This is a genomic window from Mucilaginibacter limnophilus (assembly GCF_004005815.1).
GTDB lineage: Bacteria > Bacteroidota > Bacteroidia > Sphingobacteriales > Sphingobacteriaceae > Mucilaginibacter > Mucilaginibacter limnophilus.
The window spans coordinates 496,408-522,134 of record NZ_SACK01000001.1 but is presented as its reverse complement, the minus strand read 5'-3'; the positions used below and the strand labels follow the sequence as shown (position 1 = coordinate 522,134).

18 protein-coding genes and 1 pseudogene are annotated in these 25,727 nt (G+C 43.5%); 4 read left to right on the top strand and 15 right to left on the bottom strand.

The genetic code is table 11. The annotated features are described in order from the left end of the window. Positions 1 to 9 precede the first annotated feature (9 nt). Together EOD41_RS02300 and trxB are read right to left on the bottom strand one after the other, a co-directional pair. Positions 10 to 2,316: a family 20 glycosylhydrolase gene (locus EOD41_RS02300; RefSeq protein ID WP_127703158.1), complete on the bottom strand. Its 2,307-nt coding sequence runs from the start codon at positions 2,314 to 2,316 to the stop codon at positions 10 to 12. Positions 2,317 to 2,464: 148 nt separating this feature from the next. Beyond that, positions 2,465 to 3,421: a thioredoxin-disulfide reductase gene (trxB, locus tag EOD41_RS02295; protein WP_127703157.1), complete on the bottom strand. Its 957-nt coding sequence runs from the start codon at positions 3,419 to 3,421 to the stop codon at positions 2,465 to 2,467. A 160-nt stretch (positions 3,422 to 3,581) separates the two neighbouring features. Here trxB and EOD41_RS02290 point away from each other — a divergent pair, with 160 nt between their 5' ends. Beyond that, entirely contained in the window at positions 3,582 to 4,805 is a 1,224-nt protein-coding gene (locus tag EOD41_RS02290; RefSeq protein WP_127703156.1) for a hypothetical protein, read from the top strand. Positions 4,806 to 4,864: 59 nt separating this feature from the next. On the opposite strand, the gene EOD41_RS02285 is transcribed toward EOD41_RS02290, so the two are convergent. The 9 genes and pseudogenes from EOD41_RS02285 to EOD41_RS02245 all read right to left on the bottom strand — a co-directional run bounded on the left by EOD41_RS02285 (position 4,865) and on the right by EOD41_RS02245 (position 17,478). Beyond that, on the bottom strand, positions 4,865 to 6,358 hold the full coding sequence (locus EOD41_RS02285) for a RagB/SusD family nutrient uptake outer membrane protein (RefSeq protein WP_127703155.1): 1,494 nt from the start codon (positions 6,356 to 6,358) through the stop codon (positions 4,865 to 4,867). A 19-nt stretch (positions 6,359 to 6,377) separates the two neighbouring features. Further along, positions 6,378 to 9,683, bottom strand: coding sequence for a TonB-dependent receptor (locus EOD41_RS02280; protein WP_164849867.1), 3,306 nt, complete (start codon positions 9,681 to 9,683; stop codon positions 6,378 to 6,380). A 238-nt stretch (positions 9,684 to 9,921) separates the two neighbouring features. Next, on the bottom strand, positions 9,922 to 10,920 hold the full coding sequence (locus EOD41_RS02275) for a FecR family protein (RefSeq protein ID WP_127703153.1): 999 nt from the start codon (positions 10,918 to 10,920) through the stop codon (positions 9,922 to 9,924). Between the two features lie 81 nt (positions 10,921 to 11,001). Beyond that, positions 11,002 to 11,562: an RNA polymerase sigma-70 factor gene (locus EOD41_RS02270; RefSeq protein ID WP_127703152.1), complete on the bottom strand. Its 561-nt coding sequence runs from the start codon at positions 11,560 to 11,562 to the stop codon at positions 11,002 to 11,004. A gap of 148 nt (positions 11,563 to 11,710) precedes the next feature. Beyond that, positions 11,711 to 12,300, bottom strand: a pseudogene (locus tag EOD41_RS02265) (LOG family protein). A gap of 97 nt (positions 12,301 to 12,397) precedes the next feature. Then, positions 12,398 to 13,867 (bottom strand): IMP dehydrogenase, encoded by a 1,470-nt coding sequence (gene guaB, locus EOD41_RS02260; RefSeq protein WP_127703151.1) that lies wholly within the window; start codon positions 13,865 to 13,867, stop codon positions 12,398 to 12,400. 583 nt (positions 13,868 to 14,450) lie between these two features. Next, complete coding sequence (locus tag EOD41_RS02255; protein ID WP_127703150.1) at positions 14,451 to 15,731, bottom strand: M16 family metallopeptidase; 1,281 nt, start codon at positions 15,729 to 15,731, stop codon at positions 14,451 to 14,453. Between the two features lie 103 nt (positions 15,732 to 15,834). Continuing rightward, positions 15,835 to 17,091, bottom strand: coding sequence for a M16 family metallopeptidase (locus EOD41_RS02250; RefSeq protein WP_127703149.1), 1,257 nt, complete (start codon positions 17,089 to 17,091; stop codon positions 15,835 to 15,837). A gap of 93 nt (positions 17,092 to 17,184) precedes the next feature. Beyond that, positions 17,185 to 17,478 (bottom strand): DUF3175 domain-containing protein, encoded by a 294-nt coding sequence (locus EOD41_RS02245; RefSeq protein ID WP_127703148.1) that lies wholly within the window; start codon positions 17,476 to 17,478, stop codon positions 17,185 to 17,187. A gap of 109 nt (positions 17,479 to 17,587) precedes the next feature. Between EOD41_RS02245 and EOD41_RS02240 the strand changes: the two genes are divergently transcribed. Continuing rightward, positions 17,588 to 18,544, top strand: a complete 957-nt coding sequence (locus tag EOD41_RS02240) for a lipid A deacylase LpxR family protein (RefSeq protein ID WP_127703147.1) — start codon at positions 17,588 to 17,590, stop codon at positions 18,542 to 18,544. Here EOD41_RS02240 and EOD41_RS02235 read toward each other — a convergent pair. After that, positions 18,541 to 18,723, bottom strand: a complete 183-nt coding sequence (locus EOD41_RS02235) for a hypothetical protein (RefSeq protein WP_127703146.1) — start codon at positions 18,721 to 18,723, stop codon at positions 18,541 to 18,543. The genes EOD41_RS02240 and EOD41_RS02235 overlap by 4 nt on opposite strands. A 58-nt stretch (positions 18,724 to 18,781) precedes the next feature. Here EOD41_RS02235 and EOD41_RS02230 point away from each other — a divergent pair, with 58 nt between their 5' ends. Beyond that, complete coding sequence (locus tag EOD41_RS02230; RefSeq protein ID WP_127703145.1) at positions 18,782 to 19,348, top strand: hypothetical protein; 567 nt, start codon at positions 18,782 to 18,784, stop codon at positions 19,346 to 19,348. 176 nt (positions 19,349 to 19,524) lie between these two features. Here EOD41_RS02230 and EOD41_RS02225 read toward each other — a convergent pair whose 3' ends face one another. Continuing rightward, complete coding sequence (locus EOD41_RS02225) at positions 19,525 to 19,869, bottom strand: phosphoribosylpyrophosphate synthetase (RefSeq protein ID WP_127703144.1); 345 nt, start codon at positions 19,867 to 19,869, stop codon at positions 19,525 to 19,527. A 180-nt stretch (positions 19,870 to 20,049) separates the two neighbouring features. Beyond that, entirely contained in the window at positions 20,050 to 22,662 is a 2,613-nt protein-coding gene (gene clpB, locus EOD41_RS02220; RefSeq protein ID WP_127703143.1) for an ATP-dependent chaperone ClpB, read from the bottom strand. Positions 22,663 to 22,849: 187 nt separating this feature from the next. On the opposite strand from clpB, the gene EOD41_RS02215 reads away from it, so the two are divergent. Then, a complete protein-coding gene (locus EOD41_RS02215) occupies positions 22,850 to 24,181 on the top strand; it encodes a sensor histidine kinase (RefSeq protein WP_127703142.1) in 1,332 nt (443 codons plus the stop codon). Between the two features lie 39 nt (positions 24,182 to 24,220). Here EOD41_RS02215 and EOD41_RS02210 read toward each other — a convergent pair whose 3' ends face one another. Continuing rightward, positions 24,221 to 25,624 (bottom strand): ATP-dependent DNA helicase, encoded by a 1,404-nt coding sequence (locus EOD41_RS02210; protein WP_127703141.1) that lies wholly within the window; start codon positions 25,622 to 25,624, stop codon positions 24,221 to 24,223. Positions 25,625 to 25,727 lie beyond the last annotated feature (103 nt).

The window sequence follows — 25,727 nt, the reverse complement described above, 5'->3', positions numbered from 1 at the left end:
TTTAATCAATCAGTTATAAATCGATTCGGGTGACAATTCTCCTTTGGGCCGGCCCGGTTGGGTCATGTACACACGCAGGATACTTGTTGCCCCAATATTAAAATATTTTACGGTAATTTTATGAAATCCCTTTAATAAATTGACAGCCCCGCCTTTTTCATAAAGGTTATGACGGCCATCGTTATCAACCACAGGCTGATCATCTATAAGCAATACCGAACCATCTGCCGATTGTGTCGCGAAGCCATACTGCCCGTCTTGCGGAACATTGATGTAACCGCTGTAAATTACACCAAAGCTTTTGTTATTCTTTTTAAAAGCCAGCGGACTAAACGTCTTCACCGTACCGGTATCTATCAAACCGCCCGATTCAACACGCCCGGTATTTCCGAATGAGCCTCCATACAACTGATATTTCACACCCGGAACATTTCCTTGAAACTGTGCGGCAGGTAATGGCGCAAGGTTATACACTGTTGTTTTAGTAACACGGCTGCGCTTGCCTGTTGGCGTTATCACTATGGTTTTGAGTTCGCGGTATTGTCCTGCAGGAATATTGTAAGTAACCGGCAGCGAATAAAGCTTATCCGTTTCACGCGGCGTATAGTCATCAATAGTATAATAAACACTTGCTCCTTCAACCGGCGATTTCAGATTTACCGTTACCTGCGGCGCAAACATAATGGTATCCTTAGCGCCTATGGCTGGCGGAACACGATAATTAAAATCATTTTTTTCGAGCCAGGCGTAATGACGCGGCAGGCGTGTTTCCGAAAAATCGACAAAGTTCTTCTTAGCCAACGGCGACCAGGCTACCTCGGCAATTGCCAGCAAACGTGGTAAAAGCATATACTGACGTTTGTTCTCCGTAGGAATATATTCTGCCCAAAGATTACCCTGTACACCCAAAATATATTTCTGTTGCTGCGGAGTTAATACTGCCGGTGTTGGATTATAACTATACGTTTTCTCCAACGGTGCATAACCGCCTATACCCATTGGTTCCTGATACAGCAAACCTTGAGCGTGATCAAGGTATAAACCATTGCTGCCTGGCGTCATAATCACATTGTGATTTTGCTGGGCGGCCTCGATGCCGCCGGCTTCGCCTCTCCAGCTCATTACGGTCGCATTTGGTGCAAGCCCGCCTTCCAGTATTTCATCCCAGCCGATGATGTTGCGGCCTTTGCTGTTCACAAACTTTTCAATGCGGTGTATAAAATAGCTTTGCAGGCCATGCTCGTCTTTTAATTTATTTTGGCTTATAAGTTTTTGGGCATATGCCGATTTCTTCCAAATGTCCTTAGGCACTTCATCCCCGCCTATGTGAATTAACTTACTTGGAAACAGGTCCATTACCTCGGTAAGCACATCCTGCAAAAAGGTAAACGTTTGTTCGTTGGGACAGAATACGTCTTTGAAAACGCCCCATGTTTCCGCAACCTTATAGGTTTCACTTGGGTTGCAGCTTAGTTCAGGATATGCGGCAAGGGCAGCCATGGCGTGTCCGGGCATTTCAATTTCGGGTATAACGGTGATGTACCTGTCAGCGGCATATTTCACTATTCCGCGTACCTGATCTTGCGTGTAATAACCACCGTAAGGCGTATTATCATATTGCTGAGGCGTGCGGTCGTGGTAATTGCCGATAACCGTTTGCGCGCGCTGGCTGCCCACCTGAATTAGCTTAGGGTATTTTTTTATTTCGATACGCCAGCCCTGGTCGTCAGTTAAATGCCAATGAAAGGTATTGAACTTATACGCAGCCAGCAGGTCGATATATTTTTTTAGCGATTCAACACTCACAAAATGGCGGCAAACGTCAAGCATCAATCCCCGGTAACCAAAACGCGGATAGTCGTCGATAACAACTGATGGTAATCTAACCGTACCCGCACGCTCGGCAGGGAAAAGCTGGATAAGTGATTGTATGCCATAAAACAATCCGGCACCTTTACCAGCTATGGTTATTTTGCCGGGGGTTATGGTAAGGCGGTAAGCTTCGGCAGGCATGTTGGCTGTGCCTTCGGCGGTAAGTATTATACTGTTTTCAGGAGCGCTGCCGCTATAATGCTTGGGCTGAACAGCCAGCATCGCTTTATTTTTCAGAAAATCCCCCAGAAAAAGTACAGCTTTATTATCTACAGTATCAGCAAGCAAATTGGTTTCTTTGCTGATGACAAACTCACCGGTCATTTTCCTAACCGATACCGGCGCCGGAATGATTCCAAGATTAGGGTCAGCATCCTGTGCTGTTGCAATTACCGGCGATAAGATCACTATTGCGGCAATAAGCCTGAAAACGTTTTTTTTCATTTATACAATGAGGTTAGCTTTAAAACGCTGTTAATTTAATTGATTATTTTCAATGTTGCCACACCTATCGCCAATTGAACGGAATAGTTGCAAAAAACAAAAGCCGCTTTTCAGCGGCTTTCAATATCACGATATATTTAACAACAGTTTATGCTGTTACCACATGTTCTTTAGCGGCAAGGTAACGCTCGGCATCAATAGCAGCCATACAGCCTGAACCTGCCGCAGTTACCGCCTGGCGATAGATATGATCTTGTGCGTCGCCGCAGGCAAAAACACCTTCGATATTTGTTTCAGACGAACCCGGCTTGGTAATGATATAACCCGTTTCATCCATGTGTATCCAGCCACGGAAAATCTCGGTGTTAGGGTGATGACCAATGGCCACAAAAAAGCCGGTAACATCCAGTGTTTTATCTTCGTTGGTTTGGTTGTTTATCACTTTTACGCCCGTAACCACCTGTCCGTCGCCAACTATCTCTTTGGTTTCGGTATTGTAAATCACCTCGATATTCGGGGTGTTCAATACGCGGTGAACCATCGCTTTTGAAGCGCGGAATTCGTCGCGGCGTACAAGCATGTACACTTTGCGGCAAAGTTTGGCTAAATAAGTAGCTTCCTCAGCAGCCGTATCACCCGCGCCAACAATGGCTACATCCTGTCCCCGGAAAAAGAAACCGTCGCAAACGGCACAGGCTGAAACGCCAAAGCCGTTATATTTTTGTTCAGACTCAAGGCCTAACCATTTTGCTGAAGCGCCTGTAGAAATAATCACGGTATCGGCAAGAATGGTCTTGCTTTCGTCAACCACTACCTTATGTGGCAGGCTCGAAAAATCAACCGAACTTACATAGCCGAAGCGGATATCAGTACCAAGTCTTGATGCTTGCTTTTCAAAGTTCTGCATCATCTCAGGACCTAAAATCCCATCAGGGTAGCCGGGATAGTTTTCTACCTCGGTAGTTTGGGTAAGCTGCCCGCCCGATAGCATACCTGTATATAACACAGGTTTAAGGTCGGCGCGCGAAGCGTAAATAGCCGCAGTATATCCGGCCGGGCCCGAGCCTATAATAAGACATTTAACGTGTTCTAATTCTCCAGACATGTAGCTTCAATAAAAATGAATACAAAGTTAATCTTTACATCGCATTAAGGCAACAAGCCATTGTCGGTATAGTGCAATGGTTTTTCAACAATACAACGGTGGCGTTGGTAACTATGCGGTTTTAATGATATTTTGCAACAGCTTTTACCAATTAAACCTGATGAAAATTAAACTATTAACAGCGGTTTTGCTGCTGTGGTTTGTCACCGATTGCTATGCGCAAAGCAACTACACTTTTAAAGGCACCATGCCCCGACGGGTGCTTGAAAGTTACTTGAGCCATGCCATACAAATGTATGAGTATGCTAAAAGCGACAGCTTTACCCAGTTTAAAAACGCCATTCCCTATCGCGACGACGATAAGCGCATGATACTGAACACGGGCGCCAAATTTGTCGGCAGGGTTATTTTTTCCTTTGGTGAAGACGAAAAGTATAACAATCCCGCGTTTCTGAAATATGCCAAACAGCGCATAGCCGACCTGCATGCAAGCGACCGGCAGATCATTGCACAGGCCTGCATTTTTGAGATCGTCACAACAAAAGTTAATGACATAGCCATTCCCGAATGGGTTTTTAGAGCTTTTAACCTTCCGGTCGAAAAACGAAATTTCAACTACAATGCTATGCTCTACCCTAATGGCAACCGGGTAAACCAGTGGAGCGATGGACAGAGCGTACCTGATATCACTCAGATTGAAACACGCCTATGGTTTTACTGGCTGGCTAAGCAGTTTATTGATATCGGCATTGAGGCACTGCATTTCGGGCAGGTAGAACTGATGGCTGAAACAGACATCAATAACGACTATGCCGGTTGGAAGGATATACTGGGCAAAGTACGCACCTATGCCAAAACACACGCCCGCCGCAATATGGTTATATGCGACGGGCATGTGCCCCGCAGATGGATGAAAGACAAAAGCGGTCATCTCCTATTTGATTTTCATTCGTTCCCGTTACGGCCAAAAGAGCTTGGCCCTGAGGCTGAACATAATACTGTTTTAGAAACCGGTTACAGTGATGCTTTTTACGGCTGCAGTCCGGGTGGCATTACGCCTTCCGGATGGAAATGCGAAAGCCTGCCTTACCTTGTCGAACTCGACTCGTACGGCAACACTTCACACATTGGCCAGGCGGGACCGGAACAATATGATGTTTGGGGATACGATGAAGTGAACTGGTTTGCTTCACAGCCTGAGACTTACCGCAACCAGTGGCTTAAATACGCTTATAACCGTGTGCACGAACTTGACAAAGCCGGATTTATGATAATGCCGGGTGCTGCACCTGCCGGCGTTTATCGGGCCAACACAAATAGCGCTGCCTGCCCTGTTGGCAGCAATGGAGAAGCAACTATTAAAGCCTTATTTAACAAAAAGTAAAAAAGCCGCCCTTTCGGGGCGGCTTTTTTGTGGTGAGGTTTGGTTTAATTGTGGTGAGGTTATTGTGCCGGTTCCAATATTCGCGGGTTTGCATCTATCTCAACCTGCGGTATAGGCAAATACAGGTCGGTTTCTTCAAAAGGGCGGCCGTGGGCAGGCGCTTTATATCCTATCATGTTTACTATGTTACCACTTGGCACATCCATAGTTTTCAACGTACGCTTCATATCAAACCAGGTTTGATTTTCAAAACAAAACTCCCAGAAACGTTCACGAAAAACATCATCAAAAGTAATGGTTGCCTTGTTGTCGCCCGGCACGGCGCGGGTGTGCACGGCATTATATGCCTGTATCGCGGTTGCATCGCTTGTCGAGCCACCATCAATCATTGCTCTGGCTTCGGCAGCTATCAGCAATACATCGGCATACCTTATAAGCGGGATGTTAGCGCCCGAGTCGCCTGTATTTATCGCCGTTCCATCCCAATATTTGTAAACCATGATATAATGGTTCCCATTTTCAGGATACACGTAATCGTATAGATAATGCTGATCATTCCGAATATCATTCGGACGGTATGAGTTATAAAACTCCTGCTTTATCTGCATTGCGCCCGACCTGTCGTTATAAGCGCCAAGTGGCACCTGCGGCGTTGGTATGGGCAGCATCGAATAGTGCATCATACTTGGTGCATTCGGCATTTGACGCTGAACCATAAATATATTTTCAACCTTATTCTCATAAGCCGGTGTTAATATATCACTAAGGTTTGGTATCAGCCCTGCATCATTGCTTGTAATCACTTCTTTAGCTTTATCGTACGCAAGCTGATAATATTCAGTCCCTTTATTTAAGGGAGCACCAGCCATTGTGAGATAAACTTTTGCCAGCAATGATTTAACTGCAGTTACGGTTACACGTCCCGAGTTATCCTGTGGCAATGTGGGTAAACCAGCACCTTCAGCCTGTTTAAGATCTGACACAATCTGATTGTAAATGGTTTCCTGCTTATTTCGAGGCGCGCTTGACTCTTCAAGAGTGGTAGCAGGCACTGTTCGTAGCGGCACATCACCAAATAATCGAACCAATTGAAAGTAATAATAGGCCCTTAGAAAATAAACTTCGCCAAGCATTTTGCTTTTTGTAGCTTCATCCAGAACGCCTGAAGATGTTAAATTTTGTATTACGCTGTTACAGTTATTGATAGGCAAATAATTGTCTTTCCATTGGCCGGCAACATATGAATTAGTTGCCTCAATTTTAGTCAGATCAGTAAATTGGATGTCCTCCGCATTGTTTACCAACGTACGAGTGGCAAATCCCGGCAGTGTTTCAACAGATATCCAGTCGGAAATTGAAAGACCGAAGAAAACAGATAAGAATTGTGATTCAAGCCCCTTATAACATCCGGTAACAGCAGCCTTTGCCTGAGATTCGGTTTTATAGAACACACCCGGAGAGATATCTGAGCGCGGATTTTCTTCAAGAAATTTTTTGCACGATGTTAGTCCTGATAATACCGCACATATTATGATTGCTATATATTTTTTCATCTTATGATACCATTAAGCGTTAAAAATTTGCGTTCAAACTAAATGATATGGTTTTGTATTTTGGATACTGGTAGTTATCAAAACCTTGAATCAGCTTTGGATCAAACGAAGAATACTCCGGATCAAACCCCGAATACTTAGTAAACAGGAATGCATTTTCCACATTTACACCCAGTGTAATCCCTTTCAATACCAGTTTTTTCAGCCAGTCGCCCTGTATGCGGTAGGTAAGCCCGATATTGCGTATCCGCAAAAATGATGCGTCCTCTACAAAGTATGAGTCAGCTACTTCCACACCTTTGTTACTTCCTATCGCAGGTAACATTGTGTTTGGATGTTCGGGTGTCCATGAGTTAACCATTTCTGAATAAGTGTTTACCTGCAATAGCGGGTTTTCCATCTGATGCTTGGTGTTGTTAAGTAATGATAACCCGTACATACCGCCCATATCAATAAAGAAACTTAACCCTTTATAGCTAACAGTATTGGTCATGTTGGCTTCCCATTTAGGATTGCCATTTCCGAGAGGAACTCTGTCATTAGCGGTTTTTGTACCGCTGCCATCATAATCGGCATACTTTATATCGCCTGCTTTTCCCGAAGAACCATAATAGGCCTGCGCTTCAGCGTCGGTTTGAAAAACGCCTTCCCTTACGTAGCCAAAAAACTCATTAAGCGGACGACCTTCCAAAATACGGGTACCCCAGTTATAAACAGCGCCGTTTGGTAGCTTGGTTACTTTGTTACGATTTAAAGAGAAATTGGCGTTTGTGCTCCAGGTAAAGTTTTTGGTTCTGATATTAACTGTATTGATACCAAGCTCAAAACCACGGTTACGTATAGCACCAATGTTGTAAATAATAGTTGAATACCCTGTTGACGCAGCCACGGGCAACGGATATAAAAGATCATCATTAACCTTATTATAGTAATCGGCTGTTAACTGGATACGATCGTTTAACAATCCTATGTCAACACCAATATCAACAGTGCGCTGCCTTTCCCAACGCAGGTTTTCATTGGCCATTGCAGGTAACAGCGTAACGCCTGATTGCGGCTGTCCGCCAAAATACTGCAGGTTATTTATTAAACGTGCTAAGGCTTGGTATGGGGTCAGTTCTGCATTACCTACAACACCATAACTGCCGCGTATTTTTAAAGTACTGATGCTATTTTTTGCTGATTCAAAAAAGTTCTCGTTGGCAACATTCCAACCGGCTGAAAACGCAGGGAACACACCATATTTGTATTTGGCGCCAAAAGGAGATGAACCATCGGTACGTAATGACGCGCTGAACAGGTAGCGGCCATCATAGTTATATATAGCCCTGCCGTAAAACGAATTAAATTTTCTTTCATTCCAACCCGATGTTGGTATTGCGATAATAGTACCTGCCGCAAGGTTATTATAGCTGTAGAAGTCGTCAAAAAATCCGCGTGTTTCAGCTGAGGTTGATTGAGCAACATCATAGTACCAGCTACCGCCGCCAATCAGCTCGAGATTATGTTTTGCAAAATTGTTTTTGTAACTAAAATAACCCTCGGTGCGCCACCCGCCTGTTTCAACATGCGTACGGCGTGCAATACCTGCGGTATTTTCGGTATCGGTTAATTGCGAAAGGCCGGAATTTGCATAGTAAAGCGTATACCCTGCATTGGTTTGCCCGCTGGCCGTTGCAACAAAATCAAGCTCTTTAGTTAAATGAAAGGTTAAGCCAAGGTTTGCAATATTAAAAGTGCGGCCAAATACATTTTTTATACCGTTAAATAATGTTACCGGATTCTCTGAAGCTTCAAGCCCAGGAAAATCATCTTTTTGCGACGCGCCACCGTCGGCATACGTTACAGGGAAAAATGATGGAAATTCATACATCTGTCTTAAACCCGCGCCTACAGATATACCGTCGCTGCTTACATCATTGTTCTGGCTGGCTCCCGCGTTAAGACGAAAGTCGAGATGCAGCCAAGGCTTAACATCCCAGTTCAGGTTCATGTAGCCTTTAAGCTGTTTTTCGTAAGCGTTAAGCATTATACCGGTTTGGTTGCGGTAAGTAATGTTAGCCATAATACTTAACCCTTCTTTACCGCCCGAAAATGTAAGCGAATGATTGTTAAGTATCCCCATACGGGTTGATTCATCCTGCCAGTCGGTATTGTAATTAGGTGTAAAGCCGTCAAACAACTCATCCATGCGGCCTGTTGTAGGAAAAGGAGTATTATTTTGGAAAGCCGGCTTCCTTCTAAAAAGATCGGCCAGCCCCTGTGCGTCGATAAGGTCAATCTTTCGTGCCAATGTGCTAAAGCCTAATGTGTTATTAAAAGATATATCAGATGCGCCTTGTTTACCCCTACGTGTGGTTACCAACACAACACCGTTTGATCCTCGGGCACCGTATATAGCCGCCGCGGCAGCGTCTTTCAATATGTCAATCGACTCGATTATAGTAGGATCGATAGTTGTAATATCGGCTCCTACCACACCATCAATTACATATAACGGATCATTAGAAGTTTGAATTGACGCGGTACCGCGAATTTTTATTGAAGGCGCGCCGCCTGGTTTGCCGGAGTTTGTCATGATATTTACGCCTGAAACCTTACCGGCAAGGCCTTGCAGTACGTTTGATGTGGTAGGACGTTCGTTAATTTCGCTGCCTTTTACTGTACTTACAGCGGTAGCCAAATTAGCTTTTGATGTTGTACCATAACCAATTACTACCACCTCTTTCAGGTTGTTAGCCTGGCTAAGTTTCATTTGAACGTTAAAGGAACGGTTCGTACCAACGGTTACGCTTTGATTTTCATAACCAATAAAGCTGAAAGTAAGCACATCTGTTTCAGCATTTACATTGATGGTAAATGCGCCATTCGCGTCAGTAGTGGTGCCTTGGGTAGAATTATTAAGCCTTACAGTTACACCAGGCAGCGGGACGCCGGTTTCATCAACTATTTTACCGCTTACCGGAAAGGCTTGCTCTCCGACCTCCTGCCCGTTTCCTGCAGGCTTGGCTTGAGTAAGTACTATACGGTCATTAACAACTTCATATGCTATTCCGCTTCCGGCAAGTAATTTATTAAGCACTTCATTAAGCGGTTGCTGCACAATTTCTATTGATACCGTTTTATCGGTTTTTACTAGCGTATTGCTATATACAAACTTTACATCGGCCTGTTGTTCCAGCTGTTTTAACACACTGCTTAAGCTTGAATTATTTACAGCAAGTGTTACCTGCTTTTGCAGCATGGCCTGCGCTTTGCCACTGTTGGCATACGAAAGACCGGTAAGCAGAATTGCTATAACTAATTGGCTCAACGTTATTTTCATAATAGTATACCAGGGTTTGGGTATGTGTAGAAAAATTTTCATAACTTGGTTAGTTTTCGTTTTTGAGCTAAAAAATGAGACAAAACAGCCCTTGCACCTGCCTGGCAGGCGTTTAAAACGGGCTAACAATTAAAGGATGGGAGTGGTACCAGCACTCCTGTTCTTTTTATTTCGCTTCTATGTTTGTTGCTTACTCTTCATTCCGGAAATAGGTTAAATAATTCAAATAATTGGTCAATTATTGTTTTTTTAGTATGATGTCAGTTTCAGAAATTTCGTAGCTGATATTCAGTGTTTTGTTCAATATTTGCATTATTGAAACAAAATTAAGACCGTCAAAGTCGGCATTAAGCAGGTAGTCATTCAGTTTAGCATCTTCGACTTTTATATCAACGTTAAAATGCTTGTTTAATACAGGTATTACTTCCCTTAAAGGCTTGTTATCAAACTTGAGGTCAACTTTTTTCCACATGGCCAGTTTAGCGGCCGGTTGTACTTTGGCCATATATAATTTCTTTAACTCAGGGCGGTAGGTTACCTGTTCGTTAGGATGAAGCATTACCTCGGTTTGATTTGTAGCTTTAACCGGCTTTACAGATACCTTTCCGGTTACCACCTGTACCCCGGCAAGTACCCGGCCAGGCATATCGCTAACCTTAAAGCTCGTACCCCATACCTTTGTTATTATACGGCTACTGCGAATTACAAAAGGGTGTGCAGCGTCTTTGGCAACGTCAAAAAATGATTCCCCTGAAAGAGTTACCTGCCTGATATCTCCGATAAATTTCTTATTAAATTTAATGCTGGCGCCGGGGTACAGCCAAACATGGCTACCATCGCTTAAGATGTATTCTTTAATTGCTTTAGTTGTGTTAGACACGCTTATCTTTTCGTTAGATACAGTAGGAGCTTGCTGTTTTATACCATTAATATTTACAAATCCCAAGCCGTATGCAACAAGCAGCATTGCAGCTATGCCGGTAATAGTATAACCGAAGTAACGCCCAAAAGGCTTCCTGTCATTATTCTCAGTAAGAGATTCGTGAACTAGTATATTTTCATCGATAGATTTTCTCATCTTTTCTTTGAGAATATTTTTATGCAAATCCTGCAACGACGATACATGATCATCTTCATTGGCATATAAATTATACCATTCCATAACTGCAGCTTCCTCTTCAGGTGTGCAGTTGCCGTTTAAATACTTTTCAAGCAGATGTTTCAATTGGTTTTTCATCCGTTGAGCTATTTATTATACTTCGGATTACATACACATAGTCATTCAACTAAGGCGCATCCCCTATCCGTTAAATAAAATTTATAAAAAAAATGAATTGATACTTGTGCGCAGACGACGCAAAGCCTTAGTGATATGATTTTCAACTGTTTTTTCAGATATGCCAAGGCTTTGGGCAATTTCACGGTTGCTTTTATACTCATTACGGCTTAGTTCAAAAACCTCGCGGCATTTTTCGGGCAGTTGCCTTACCTCTAACTGCAGGTGCGTATGCAAGTCTCCTGCAATTACGCGTTCTTCGGTGGAGTTATCAAGATCAGGGCTGGAAATAGAAGTAAGCTTGCGGTGATTGCTTTTTAACAGTTCTTTATGGATGTAATTGATAACTTTATAGCGTACAGCTGAAAAAAGATATACAGGTAGTTTAGCTGTAATTTGCAATTCTTTGCGTCGAAGCCAGAGGTCGGTAAAGATATCCTGCACTATTTCTTCAGATACTTCTGTTAATTTTGTACGCTTATATGCGGCACCATAAGCCTTATCCCAGTAACGGTTGTATATCTCATTAAAAGCAAGTACATCCTCGTCGCTGCATAACAACTTCAATAGTTCAATATCAGGTACCTCAGCATAACTTCTCATGCATAGCTATTTTAGCGGTTTATAATCTATAGACCATTGGTTATGGTATGATTATATTGCTAAAAGTGAGTAAAAGAATTAATATTAACAAAAGTTAACATTAACTTGTACACACAAACTTTTTCACAATTTAACATAAGTGTTCAAGCTACACCGCTTTTTTGTCGTTATCTTTTAACCATACTTGCTGAGGATCAGTATTAAAAGATGCCATTTGTTCAAACAAACCGGTTATACTTTTTGACGTGAGCAGCATTTCGCGATTAGCGGCTTTCATGAAGCCTTTTTCCACCATCATATCAAAATGTTGTAACAAGAGATCATAAAAACCGTTGATGTTTAGAAGTGCTACAGGTTTGTAATGTAAACCCAACTGCAACCATGTAAAGCTTCAAAAAACTCGTCGAGCGTACCTGCGCCACCTGGCAGGGTAATTATGCCGTCGCACAGGTCAACCATCAGTTGCTTACGCGCGTGCATGGTTTGTACTACATGCAATTGGGTTAAGCCGGTATGCGCTATCTCTTTATCCATTAAAAATTGCGGTATCACACCTATTACCTTTCCTCCGCTACTGAGGATGTCGTCAGCAAGCATACCCATCATACCGGCATGCGCGCCTCCATAAATCATTGTAATGCCCTTGGAAACAAACAATTCGGCCGTCTCAGTAATGGTTTCTTTAATTTTTTCATCACCATTAAAATTGGCGCCGCAAAATATGCAGATATTTTTCATAGAGGTATTGTTGAAGTAGGTATTAAGTAGTGTTTAATATGACTTATATATAAGAAAAGGCGCAATATGCGCCTTTTCTTGCTATGTTAAACACAAATTACCTTGTATAGTTCGGCGCTTCCTTAGTGATAGTAATATCATGCGGGTGCGATTCGCGTATGCCCGATGCCGTGATGCGTACAAACTTAGCTTGCTGCAATGCAGGTACATCTTTAGCGCCACAGTAGCCCATGCTGGCACGTAAGCCACCTACATACTGGTAAACCACCTCGGCAAGGGTGCCTTTGTAAGGTACACGACCAACAATACCTTCCGGAACAAGCTTTTTGATATCATCCTCAACATCCTGGAAATAACGGTCTTTCGAGCCCTGCTCCATAGCTTCTATCGAGCCCATGCCGCGGTATGATTTAAAGCGACGACCTTCATAAATAATACTTTCGCCCGGCGACTCTTCAACACCCGCGAACAGCGAGCCTGCCATTATTGAACTTGCACCCGCAGCAATGGCTTTCGCAATATCACCTGTGTGCTTTATACCACCGTCGGCAATTACCGGTACGCCGGTGCCTTTCAATGCTTCGGCACACTCATAAACGGCATACAACTGAGGTACGCCCACACCTGCAATAATACGGGTAGTACATATCGATCCCGGGCCAATACCTACCTTAACAGCGTCGGCACCGGCATCGGCCAGCGCGCGGGCGGCATCTCCGGTAGCAATGTTACCGGCTATAACCTGCAAGTCGGGATATTTTGCTTTTACTTCTTTCAGCTTATCAATAACTCCTTTTGAATGGCCATGGGCGGTATCAATGGCAATAACATCAACACCGGCTTTTACCAGCGCGTCAACCCTGTCCATAGTGTCGGCGGTAACTCCAACGGCAGCACCAACACGAAGACGGCCATGCTCGTCTTTACAAGCGTTAGGATAGTTTTTAAATTTCTGTATATCTTTAAAGGTGATCAGCCCTATCAGTTTTCCGTCAGAATCGACAACCGGCAGCTTTTCAATTTTATAGTTTTGCAGTATTTCCTCGGCCTGTAACAGCGTAGTGCCTTGCGGTGCTGTTATCAGGTTATCTTTAGTCATTACTTCCTGTACGGGGCGTGAGGCATCTTTTTGGAAACGCAGGTCGCGGTTAGTAATAATGCCTTTTAGCTTGCCTTCAGTACTCACAACAGGAATGCCGCCAATTTTGTACTCCTTCATTATTTTGAAAGCGTCGGCCAGTACCGCATTCTCATTCAGCGTAACCGGATCCTGAATCATACCGCTTTCAGAACGTTTTACTTTGCGCACCTCGTCGGCCTGGCGTTGTATGCTCATGTTTTTGTGCAGCATGCCCAAACCGCCTGCCTGGGCCATAGCAATAGCAAGTTGCGCTTCTGTAACGGTATCCATAGCGGCCGATACCAAAGGTACGTTAAGCTTGATTTTTTTAGTAAGGTACGAAGATGTGTCAACCTCGCGCGGCAATATTTCAGAGTATGCCGGAAGTAACAGCACATCATCATAAGTTAAACCTTCGGCGACAAATTTTGAGGAGTATGACTGCATAGCAAATAATTTTAGGAGTTATTATTTGCCGGGCAAAGATAGGTTTTTATTTTGAATTTTAGCTATTTGGTTTACTAATTGTTGTTATGACAGGGAAAATTGCGGTGCGATGATAAATGGGAAGTGCATCATTAATTAGTCATGTCGACAAAGAACAAGGAGATCTCATTTTCTACATGTATATCTTAGAAGATTTCTCTTTCGCTCCTTCCCCGCATCCTCCGCTGCTCTTTCGAAATGACAAAGCGTTTTTTTGGTATAGCAGAAATTTGTCTATCATGAAATATAATTAAAAGAGAGCTGACGAACCCTCAATAGCCTAAAAATTCCGGCATAAGCATGGCCGGGAAGCATTGGCAAAGCCATAGCAGAACTTTAAAAGGCAGGGTGCAGCCGCCCGGATCCTTTTTGGTTCATTTTCTTTTCCGGCAAAAGAAAAAAAAATCCACTAACGTGCTACATAGCAAATCCCATCCTTAACGAAGCATTACAGCAACTAAACCACTGCCAAAATTTTGACAGTGTTGACTGGTGTTGACGGTGTTGACACTGTTGACGGCGTTGACTCTGTTGACGTCAACATCTAATACTTACCCGCGATTACCTTATAAAATCTATCTGAATCGAGATATTTGTTTGCCAGATCTTTCAATTGCTCAGCAGTTACAGTTTTTACTGTTTGCATGTAGTTATCATAATACTCATAACCAAGTCCCGAAAAGTACAGGTTTTTAAACTTGTCGGCATGCGAAAATACGTTTTCTAAACTACCTAACAGTGAGCCGAGCATATAATTGCGCACCAGGTTAAGCTCGTCTTCAGGTATCAGTTCGGTTTTTAGCAGGCCAATCTCTTTTTCCACCTCGGCTATCGCGGCGCGGCACACATCGGCGCCAACTTCCGAGGCTATGAACCAGGTACCGGTGTGCTTAAATGAGCTTATTCCCGACCCAATGCCATAGGTATAACCTTTATCCTCGCGAATGTTGGCCATCAGTCGTGAGCCAAAGTAACCGCCCAACACTGTGTTAAGTACTTGCAAGGCCGAAAAATCAGGGTGTGTACGGTTTACGGCCGGCAAACCAATCCGTATCGCCGACTGCAGTGCGCCGGGCTTTTCCTTATAATAAAAGTGCTCGGTTGCTGCGACCACTTCAGGCTGACTAATGTCAGCGGGGTTACTATCCAGCTGCCAGTTTTCGCCAAACATTTCAATAATCAAATCAAGCGCTTCCTTCTCTATCTTACCTGAAATAATTAACGTACAATTTGACGGCCTGAACATTTCATGATAGTGCCCAAGCATGTCTTCACGCTGTAATTTCTGATAATCTTCAGCCTCAGGCGAGAAACCATACAACGTATTGCCATGCAGTGCCTTATTGAACAAACGCCGGGCAACTACATCGTTTTTCCGCAGGCTTACCTGTAATTTCTGCTGCTGATTGCGTACATAAGTATCCACTTCCTTTTGCGGGAAGATGGCATTAGTAAGCACATCTTTTACTACAGGCAAGGTGCTGCTTAGGTGTTTGTTCAAACTGAACAAGGTAAGCTGCGACGTATCAAAACCGTATTCGGCCTGCAAGAACGCACCGTAAAAATCTATCCTGTCAGCTATCTGGGCGGCGGTTAAGGTTTCGGTACCCTCAGTAATCAACGTTGACACGGCTTGATTAAGCAGCGGCTTTTCTGGATTGAAACGCAGGTTGCCAAATATCCACTCAAGGCGCAGCAGTTCCTGTCCGCCGGAGTTAAAACAAAATACCTGCAGCCCGTTATTTAGTGTTAACTGCTCAGGCTTTATTAATTTAATATCATTGATGGCCTTAAATTCGGGCGCTATAGTTCTGTCAATTGTCATTCGTCATTAGTTAATGTCAGAACCTGAATTAAAAAAATTATAAAATTTATAGAATGTAAAATCTCTTCCTATTCTATAAATTCTCAAAATTTCAAAATCAGGTTCAGGCAAATTCCGGTTCCGGCTTCTCGGCCAGGTAAACAAGCGTTGATGAATTATTTTTCCTGAAAATGGCTTTTGCCTGTCGTTGTATCTCTTCAGCCGTTACAGCCAGATACTTTTTCGTTTCGTTATTAAGCTGTCCGGCATCACCAAGCAGCTCAAAAAACGCCAGGTTCATGGCTTTTTCAAGCAATGCCATCTCGGCAAACACCATGGTCGATTCTGTTTTGTTCTGCACCTTGGTCAGTTCATCAGCGGGCACAAGTTCAGTACTTATTCTTTCAAGCTCTTCCCAAATGGCGGCTTCAGCGGCTTCAATGGTAACATTTTCCAGCGGCTTACCTTCTACCACAAACATGCCCTTATCAAGGCTGCCGGTTATATAAGCATGTATCTCGCTGAACAACTGTTTCTCTTTTACCAAGCTGCGATATAACCTTGATGAGTTACCTCTTGATAAAATATCGGATATCAACTCGGCAGCATAATAGCCTTCATCGGTACGGCCACACATCTGAAAAGCGATATACACATCATTTAGGGGCACTTTACCAGTTACTGTCGCACGGCGTTCTTCCAACTGTTCAGGTTCCTGCGGTAATTCGCGGTGGTATTTCTCGCCAGCCGGTATCTGTCCAAACCATTTTTCGGCAAGCTGTTTAACCTGTTCGGTTGTTACGTCACCGCCTACTACCATAATGGCGTTTTGCGGGTTATAATGCTTTTTAAAAAATGCTTTTACATCTTCAATTTTCGCATCCGCAATATGTTCTTTTTTTTCACCAATAGTAGCCCAGCGGTATGGGTGCGTTTTATACACCAGCGGACGCAGCTTCAGCCATACATCACCGTAAGGCTGATTTAAATAACGTTGTTTAAACTCCTCTATCACCACATTACGCTGCACTTCCAGGCTTTTTTCACTAAAAGCAAGGTTCAGCATACGATCGCTTTCCAGCCAAAAAGCAGTTTCTATATTTGCCGAAGGCAGAGTGATATAGTAGTTGGTGATATCATTACTGGTAAAGGCATTGTTTTCGCCGCCCACACGCTGCAAAGGTTCATCGTAAACAGGGATGTTTACCGAACCGCCAAACATCAGGTGCTCAAATAAGTGGGCAAAACCGGTTTGTTCGGGGTTTTCGTCGCGGGCGCCAACATCATACAATATGTTAACCACCGCCATTGGTGTGGTATTATCTTCGTGTACAATTACCCTAAGGCCATTATCTAAAGTAAAACGGTTGAAATTAACCATGTGGTTTTATAAAATTAACAGGCTGGTAAAGGTATAATTTTTACCTGTTGCCCAAATACGCCAGTGTGTTCATTTTGTAAAAAATGTTGCAGGTTACTTTTCATCGCGCCCGTAAAGTTTCCGTAACTCATTTTTGGCTTTTTCAAGCGGCTCTTTCTCATGTTCGGTTAAGTTCTTTCCGGCACGATTGATATAGAATGTAAGCATTGACATGGCACTGCGATATGGCGACGACTTTCGCTTTTCACTATGCTCGGCAGATTTTTTTAACGACTTGGCGATCTCCTTCGGATTCTTTGATTTGAAGACATCCTTTTCCAGGTCGAGCGCGTCGCTGGTTTCAGTAACCTTACCCGACCACTTTTTGGTTTTACTTTTTGCTGCCATGGCGTTATTGGTTTGATAAATTGCCGCAACAACAAAGCCAAATTTTCTGCCATTAAAAGTTAATGTGAAAATTATTAAATAATTTTATGCCATATCCTTCACACAACAAATGAAACGCACCTTTCGCTTAACCTTACTCGCTATAATTTTCGCAGCTCCCATAACACTTTTTGCCCAGGGCTACAAAAGCCAGATCAGCATAAAAGTGGAGAACGATCAATACATCAACCCGAAAAACGACCGCTACTACACAGCCGGTGAGTTTGCATCGTACACCCGTGCGCTTGATCATAGCAGCGACTCATCACTTGTGAAAAAAGTGCTTGAGATTGACGGGGGGCAGCAGATATATAATGCATACGAATCAAACGTTGCAGACATAAATTTACAAGACAGACCTTACACCGCTTATTTGTATGCAGGTATATCGCTCACTAAATTTTATAAAAACGAAAGCGCTTTAAAACTTGGTGGTCAGTTAGGTATTATAGGACCGCTGGCATTGGGTGAAGAAATACAAAAAGGCTTTCACAGTTTGTTTGGCTTGCATGAAGTTAAGGGCTGGGAACATCAGCTAAATAACGAACCCGGTATTAATTTAAACGCCGATTATAAAAAGCTTTTATACCGAACAAACGGAAGCTGGTTTGATATTACAGCCAACCCAAGCGCGTGGTTAGGCAATACCTTTACAGGCGCCAGCGCAGGTATGCTTTTCAGAATAGGACAATTAGGTAATTTGTTTGAGTCGGTAAGCACAAATAGCCGGGTAAGCGTTGACAGCAAACATCAAAAGCACGAGCTATTCTTTTTTGCCGTTCCGCAATTACACTTTGTAGGATACAATGCAACTATACAGGGTGGTTTGTTCAGGAGTGATAAAGGGCCGTTAACTTTCGGTATACATCATTTTGTGTATGTACAGCAATTAGGCTTACAATTCGCTTCAGACAGGTGGTCGGCCAGCGCAATTGCCTTTATCAAATCGCGCGAGGTAAAAAGCACCGCGCCGGGCTACCAGTACGGCTCAATAAGTTTTGCCTACCGCTGGGGCAAAAATCTTTAGTCGACCATTTCCCAGCCTACCTGCTGCAGCGGAACATTATGTTGCTTTGCTACATCGGTAAGTTTTTCCTTCATTTCCTTATCGATATTCAGGTCAGGGTCAAGGCGCATAGGGTACACTTCAAGTGTTTCGTTACTGCGGCTGTCAAAAATGCGGCATTTACTTACATCTGATTCCATATTATTTGCAACGCCATGTTGCTGAAAATGTTTAACAGCTATTTATATTTTTGCATAAATGCTGAACAAACAGGAGTTGCTTAAGCAAATTGAACATACCATTGGTAAGCCAAGGGTGCTTGAGCTTACAGCATTGATGCGCAAGCATCATTTTCCGCTGACTGACCTTATAGATCTTACCTTCCATGAAGATAAAAACGTTAGTTTTCGTGCATCATGGCTACTGGAAAATATTCTGCTTAAAAACACAGCAGAGTATATTGATTACCTCTCCTACCTCATTAAGCGCTTTCCTGATGCAAACAACCCAAGCAGTCAGCGGCATTACGCCAATATTATGATCAGGCTGACATCACCAAAAGCAAATAAGGCGATAAAGGAAAAACTTAATGGTGTTGACATGGAGCCGGTGATTGAAAAACTGTTCGACTGGCTTATTGATCCAAAGGTGCTTGTTGCGGTAAAATGTTCGGCTGGCGAAGCGCTGATGCATTTAAGTAAGCGTTATGATTGGATAGCCGAAGAACTTGCAAACCAAATGGAGTTTTTAATGAAGAATGGCACCGCCGCAATACAGGCAAGGGGGAAAATGATATTGGGAAAACTTGAGCCCCCCGCCCCCTGAAGGGGGAATAGTTCCGAATTCAATCTTTTCATCACAAAAAATGTCATTTCGAACGATAGTGAGAAATCCTCTGAATCTGTTTTCAGTTATTACAGAAGATTTCTCCTCGTACCTCGTCGAAATGACATTGACAGATTGAATATTCGAAATCGAACATCCGAAATCCGAAATAAAAATTACGCTTTTGGCCTGTCTTCACCATGCAGGTGATCGCTTACCTGCCCATGGTGCAATTTGGCGATAAGCGCCGCATTTGCATTATCAGCATAAACTCCGTAGGCGTTTACCAGCACGCCTTTCAAATCATATTTCGCTGAGCTGATTGCATAAACAATAGACATATCAGATGGATTGCTTGGCCCTTCGAAGCGATAGAACTCATCTATTTCAAACTCATCAGGCAGCATTTCAATACCGCGCTCTTTATCATTAACCGAATCTTCGTCTAAACTTAAATTTGCTGTATATCCTTTTTTATAAAGGTCGTTAGTGGCATCCACTAAAGTTTCATAGTTATCCATAGTAATGTTGTTTAGTGATATTTACAGTGGTTGATTGCTGTTTTTTATACTATAATCAACGATGAATAAGTGTTTTTGTTTGTTTGACTCTATAAAAATGCTAATATGATGTAATGCATTTCAATGCAAAAGGCCACCCTTTAAGGGCAGCCTTTATGCTATATGATGGAGTTAATAATATTATTTAACTTCCGCTTCCTGCGGGACATTCAAAAACACAAACTTGTTGTCGAACATATCCAGCTTAATGGTACTGTCTTTATCCACCGTACCGGCCAGTATCTGTTTCGACAGTTCGTTAAGGATGCGTTTTTGTATCACACGTTTCAGCGGACGCGCGCCAAACTGCGGGTCGTAACCCAGCTGTGCCAGCCAATCCAGAGCCTCTTCAGACGCTTCAATGGTGATGCCCATTTCTGCAAGGGTTTGCTGTACCTGCCTGAACTGCAGTTTCACAATTGAACCGATCTCGTTACGGCTAAGCGGTGTAAACATGATGATCTCGTCGATACGGTTCAAAAACTCGGGCCTGATAGTAGCACGCAGCAGTTCAAACAACTGATTCTTAGTTTTGGCCATCACACTGTCCCGGTTCTCATCTTCCAGTTCCTGGAAGTTTTCCTGTATGATGTTTGAGCCGATATTTGATGTCATGATGATGATGGTGTTCTTAAAGTTCACCACACGGCCTTTGTTGTCTGTTAAACGACCATCATCAAGCACCTGCAGCAATATGTTGAACACATCGGGATGCGCTTTTTCAATCTCGTCGAGCAATACCACACTGTATGGTTTGCGGCGTACGGCTTCGGTAAGCTGACCACCTTCATCATAACCTACATATCCCGGAGGCGCGCCTATCAGTCTCGACACGGCATGGCGTTCCTGATATTCGCTCATATCAATACGTACCAGCGCGCTTTCATCATTAAAAAGAAATTCTGCTAATGCTTTAGCAAGCTCGGTTTTACCCACACCTGTTGTACCAAGGAAAATAAATGAACCAATAGGCCTTTTTTTGTCCTGCAAACCGGCACGGCTTCGGCGTATGGCATCGCTGATAGCTTCAATAGCTTCCTCCTGCCCTGCTACACGTTTGTGCAATTCTTCTTCAAGATGCAGCAGCTTTTCGCGCTCACTTTGTATCATGCGGCTAACAGGTATTCCTGTCCAACGGGAAACAACGCCTGCAATATCTTCGGCAGTAACCTCCTCTTTCAGCATGCGGCTGTCGGCCTGATTTTTCTGCAGTTCCTGTTTCAGGCGTTCAACCTCTTCCTGAGTTTCGCGAATACGGCCGTAGCGTAATTCGGCTACTTTACCGTAATCACCGGCACGTTCGGCCTGGTCGGCTTCCTGTTTAAAGTTTTCTATCTGCTCAACCTTTTGGTTAATGCTGTCAACCAGGTCTTTTTCACTCTGCCATTTCGCACGGATAGAGTCGCGGTCGGCACTCAGGTTAGCGATCTCCTCACTCAGTTCCTGTACCTTCCTTTCGTCTTTTTCGCGTTTAATAGCCTCGCGCTCAATTTCCAGTTGCATTATGCGGCGCTCAAGTTCGTCAACAGCTTCGGGCACCGAATCCATTTCCAAACGAAGCTTACTTGCCGCCTCGTCCATCAAATCGATAGCTTTATCAGGCAAAAACCTGTCGGAGATGTAACGCTGCGACATTTCAACGGAAGCAATAATAGCTTCATCCTTGATGTGCACTTTGTGGTGCGCTTCGTAACGTTCTTTCAATCCACGCAATATCGAAATAGCATCCGCAGCATCAGGCTCGTCAACAGTTACCTTTTGGAAACGGCGCTCAAGCGCTTTATCTTTTTCAATGTATTTTTGATACTCGTTAAGCGTAGTAGCACCAATGGCCATAAGTTCGCCGCGGGCAAGGGCCGGTTTTAAAATGTTGGCCGCGTCCATTGCGCCTTCGCCACCACCTGCACCTACCAATGTGTGTATCTCATCAATAAACAGGATGATCTCACCGTCGCTCTGCACCACTTCTTTTACTACGGCTTTCAGGCGCTCTTCAAATTCGCCTTTGTATTTAGCGCCGGCAACCAACGCACCCATATCAAGCGAGTAAACGGTTTTACTTTTCAGCGTTTCGGGCACATCGCCTTTTATAATACGGAAGGCAATACCTTCGGCTATAGCGGTTTTACCTACACCGGGCTCACCCACCAGTACCGGGTTGTTTTTGGTACGGCGCGACAGTATTTGCATTACGCGGCGTATCTCTTCATCGCGACCGATAACAGGGTCGAGCTTGCCAGATTCGGCATACTCGTTCAGGTTACGGGCATATTTATTAAGCGCGTTGTAAGTAGCTTCGGCGTTCTGATCAGTCACCTTGTTATCGCCACGTAAGGATGTAATGGCCTTTTTAAGGTCTTTTTCATTAACGCCTGCATCCTTTAAAGCGCCTGAAGTTTTATCGTTAGATGCAAGGATACCCAGCAATATATGCTCAACCGACACAAAATCATCCTTAAACTCCTTCAGGTATCCCTGCGCTTTTTGCAGCGCCGTATTGGCATCAGACGACAAATATATGTTGCTGCCGCTAACCTTTGGAAACGACGCTATCTGCTTATCAAGCGTATCGTTTAAATGGTTAAGGTTAACATTCAGCTTTTTTAATAAATAAGTTATAACGTTCTCATCAACCAGTAACAAGCCTTTCAGCAGATGGGCATTTTCAATGGCCTGCTGCTGGTTGCCGGCTGCTATTTCAGAGGCTTTTTGTACCGCCTCTTGGGCTTTGATTGTAAAGTTGTTAAAGTTCATAATACTCACTGTTAATCAAAACAATTGCCACTGTGTTAAATCGGAAAAAATGTCGTGCAAAATTAATTTGAAGTGTCTTTTTGGCGCTAAAAGATTCATTTAATCAATATTTTATAGCACAAGCAATCGCCAAATATGCCAGAATAACAAAAATTATTATTTTTGGTGTCGACCCAATTTTTAAACTTTGACCGATACTTTTGTGAAGAGCATTGCTGTTAAAAGCCGTGCCGAGTTCCGAAATTATTATATGCTCCAAAATCTGCGGGGTATAAAAACGCTTTGCCTGTTGTTTTGGGGGATGAATGCGGCCATCAGGCTGATGCTCTCCTGCTTTCCTGATACATTAACCCGAGCACAAAATTTCCCTGAGTTTAACACTTTTAATTGGGTGCATAATATTGTTAGTCCGCTGTTTTTTGCCTGGGTTTACCTGCTGTTTAATCAATACAAAAAAACCCGCAAGGCAACCATGATGATGTCGGTTTTAGGTGTGATGTTTTCTATCTACATTATTTTAAGCGGTATGCTGTCAAGCTTCATGGCTACTTATATACCCAGCGATAACCTGGTTACTTTTATGATAGCGCTTACCGTAATAGGCGTTGTATGCGTTTTTGAATATACCGAAACATGGCTGATCACCCTGATAACAGGCATTGTATTTACCGTATTGCTCACTATGCTTACCAGCCATGATACGGAAATATTGTACAACATGCTGATATGTTCTATTCTGCTAACGGGCTTTTATTTTATATCGAGGTATAATTACTCGTACCGGGCGAACCACTTTTTGCAATTGGTTGAAATTAACCGCAAGAACATTGAGATTGAACGTGCCAGTAACTTCAAAACCGAGGTATTGGGCATGGTAGCGCACGACCTGCGTAACCCCATTGCCGCTGTTGAATCAATAGCTATGATAATGGAACTTGATGCTGACGATGATGATACGCAGGAAAATATTAGCCTGGTTAAGCAATCGTGCGTTAAGGCGCGTGGTATTATTGACGATCTGATAGAGGTTGCCCGCAATGAAAGCCAGCAGACTTACCATTTGCAAAAAACCGAACTTAACCAGTTACTCAATGACGTTGTAAATACATGGAAAGCAACCGCGAAAACTTTGCATAACGTTTTATTTACCAGCTACTACAATCCTGTTCATGTTAACGCAGATGTGTTAAAGCTACAGCGGGTAATGGATAACCTGATAAGCAATGCCGCCAAGTTTTCTGACGAAAGTTCATCTATTGAGATAAGCCTTACCAAAACCAACACCTTTGCGTTGATAGAAGTTCGCGACCGCGGGCTGGGTATTCCTGAAGATATGCTGCCAAAGATATTTGACCGCTTTTCAAAGGCCGGCCGCAAGGGTTTACGTGGCGAAGAATCAACCGGATTAGGCTTGAGCATTGTGCAGCAGATCATCGAACGTCATAACGGCAAGATCGAGGTAAAAAGCAAAGTGAATGAAGGATCAATGTTCCGGATATTTTTGCCGCTGGTTGATTAGGATTACTTCGGCAACCTGATATTTTATTATACAGAGGATTTAAATAAAAAACTTCTCGCTAAAATTCACCAGGAAAAGCTCGTTGGTTGCACGTGTACAGGCCGTATAAAACCAGCGCAAAAAATCAAGGTTTACCATTTCTTCAGTAAGATATCCCTGGTCAACAAATACTGCAGGCCACTGCCCGCCCTGTGCTTTGTGGCAGGTAACCGCGTAAGCAAACTTTATTTGCAGGGCGTTATAGTACGGGTTTAACTTTAACTCTTCGTGCTGGGCACGTTTGCTTGCAATGTGCTCATAATCCTTCATAGCTTCGAGGTAAAAGCGCTTTTGCTCGGTTGGCGGCAATGCGGGCGCTTCAGAATAGAGTGTATCAAGCAGTACTTTGCATTCCATCACCGGGTCTTCGGCATAATCAATAAATTCAAGCTGTACGTTTGCAAACCTGAAACCGTACATATCCTCAAAGCCGCGTACTTTGCGTATGCGGGCAATGTCTCCGTTGGCAATAAAACCGGTGCTTCCTTCCTCCTGATCCTGCAGCCAGAAATAATTATTACGTACCACCATTATCTGGTCGCCGCCGGTAAGCTCTTCTTCACGCCACAAAATGCGCCCGCGTATCTCGCGGTTAAACTGGTTTGCGTTTTTGTTTGAGCGACAAATGATCAGCGTGCTCTCATGACCGTACTTACTATATGCATAATTAAGCCCCTCTTCCAACTTATCGCTTCCCATTCGAAAAACGTCTTTATAGCCTTTTGTAACAATACGCGGCATTTGCAAATTTTCGCTACGTATCATGTCACGAACATTGGTAACGTTATACAGTATGCCCGAATCCTTTTGCTGGCGAAGCACGTCTGTAAGTTCATAGGTAAATACCGTTAAACCAAACTGAGCTTTCATAAGCTTAACATCGAGCGCGGGGCTTTCTGCCGAACCAACAGGCGGCAACTGCGCGGTATCACCTACCAGCATCAGCTTACAATTCTTAGTATTGTACACGTAGTTAACCAGATCGTGCAGCAGGGTTTCACGGTTGTTGCCGCTTATCTCATCAGAAATCATTGACGCTTCGTCAACAATAAACAGGGTGTTGCTGGCGATGTTATCAGCAATGGAAAAGCTTTCATCAACATTCAACGCCGACTTTTTACGGTAGATGCGTTTGTGTATGGTAAACGCCTTACGGCCAGAGTAACTGGTAATCACTTTTGCAGCTCTGCCTGTTGGCGCCAGCAATACTGATTTAAAATTATACTCGCGCAGCGCCTTTACCAGGGCGCTTAAAACTGTGGTTTTACCGGTACCGGCATATCCTTTCAGTATAAAACATTCGTCGCCATCCTCGGCTGTCAAAAACTTGTGCAGCAGGCTGAACAACTCGGTTTGCTGGGCATTGGGTTCATGCGGAAAAGCTTTGCGGATGATATCAGACACAGTTACAAAGGTAACTAATTGTCTGTAACCTTGATTTTAACATTTGATTCCAGGTACCCAATCTGAGAATCAGGCAATCCTTTTAATCAGTGATACCGATTTG

Bases quoted from the DNA above. Each gene is read 5' to 3' on its own strand.
- EOD41_RS02300 (WP_127703158.1), bottom strand. From the start codon at position 2,316: ATGAAAAAAAACGTTTTCAGGCTTATTGCCGCAATAGTGATCTTATCG.
- trxB (WP_127703157.1), bottom strand. From the start codon at position 3,421: ATGTCTGGAGAATTAGAACACGTTAAATGTCTTATTATAGGCTCGGGC.
- EOD41_RS02290 (WP_127703156.1), top strand. From the start codon at position 3,582: ATGAAAATTAAACTATTAACAGCGGTTTTGCTGCTGTGGTTTGTCACC.
- EOD41_RS02285 (WP_127703155.1), bottom strand. From the start codon at position 6,358: ATGAAAAAATATATAGCAATCATAATATGTGCGGTATTATCAGGACTA.
- EOD41_RS02280 (WP_164849867.1), bottom strand. From the start codon at position 9,683: ATGAAAATAACGTTGAGCCAATTAGTTATAGCAATTCTGCTTACCGGT.
- EOD41_RS02275 (WP_127703153.1), bottom strand. From the start codon at position 10,920: ATGAAAAACCAATTGAAACATCTGCTTGAAAAGTATTTAAACGGCAAC.
- EOD41_RS02270 (WP_127703152.1), bottom strand. From the start codon at position 11,562: ATGAGAAGTTATGCTGAGGTACCTGATATTGAACTATTGAAGTTGTTA.
- guaB (WP_127703151.1), bottom strand. From the start codon at position 13,867: ATGCAGTCATACTCCTCAAAATTTGTCGCCGAAGGTTTAACTTATGAT.
- EOD41_RS02255 (WP_127703150.1), bottom strand. From the start codon at position 15,731: ATGACAATTGACAGAACTATAGCGCCCGAATTTAAGGCCATCAATGAT.
- EOD41_RS02250 (WP_127703149.1), bottom strand. From the start codon at position 17,091: ATGGTTAATTTCAACCGTTTTACTTTAGATAATGGCCTTAGGGTAATT.
- EOD41_RS02245 (WP_127703148.1), bottom strand. From the start codon at position 17,478: ATGGCAGCAAAAAGTAAAACCAAAAAGTGGTCGGGTAAGGTTACTGAA.
- EOD41_RS02240 (WP_127703147.1), top strand. From the start codon at position 17,588: ATGAAACGCACCTTTCGCTTAACCTTACTCGCTATAATTTTCGCAGCT.
- EOD41_RS02235 (WP_127703146.1), bottom strand. From the start codon at position 18,723: ATGGAATCAGATGTAAGTAAATGCCGCATTTTTGACAGCCGCAGTAAC.
- EOD41_RS02230 (WP_127703145.1), top strand. From the start codon at position 18,782: ATGCTGAACAAACAGGAGTTGCTTAAGCAAATTGAACATACCATTGGT.
- EOD41_RS02225 (WP_127703144.1), bottom strand. From the start codon at position 19,869: ATGGATAACTATGAAACTTTAGTGGATGCCACTAACGACCTTTATAAA.
- clpB (WP_127703143.1), bottom strand. From the start codon at position 22,662: ATGAACTTTAACAACTTTACAATCAAAGCCCAAGAGGCGGTACAAAAA.